The sequence below is a fragment of the Gilvimarinus sp. 1_MG-2023 genome (assembly GCF_030548285.1).
Window position 1 is genome coordinate 1 of the sequence record NZ_JAUOSC010001132.1, and the last position, 264, is coordinate 264.

Annotated in this window: 1 protein-coding gene; it reads left to right on the forward strand. The window is 56.4% G+C overall.

The features are described from left to right. A partial coding sequence (locus tag Q4563_RS20380) for an ATP-binding cassette domain-containing protein (protein ID WP_336623067.1) occupies positions 1-264 on the forward strand: 264 nt, incomplete at both ends.

The following is a 264-nucleotide window of genomic DNA, read 5'->3' on the forward strand; positions in this document are numbered from 1 at the left end:
GGTCAAGCCCGATCGTGGTGAACTGCTCTGGGATGGCTTGCCATTGGAAGTCAAGGACCCTGCCCACGCCCGTAAAATGGGGATTGGCATGGTGTTCCAGCATTTTTCCCTGTTCGATACCCTGACCGTCACGGAAAACATCGCCCTCGCACTGGGAGACGATGCCGGAGAATTGGGGCCACTGGCCGAAAAAATCCGCACCGTTTCGGAAAAATACGGCATGGCCATCAACCCCGAGCGTGAAATTCACACACTGTCGGTGGG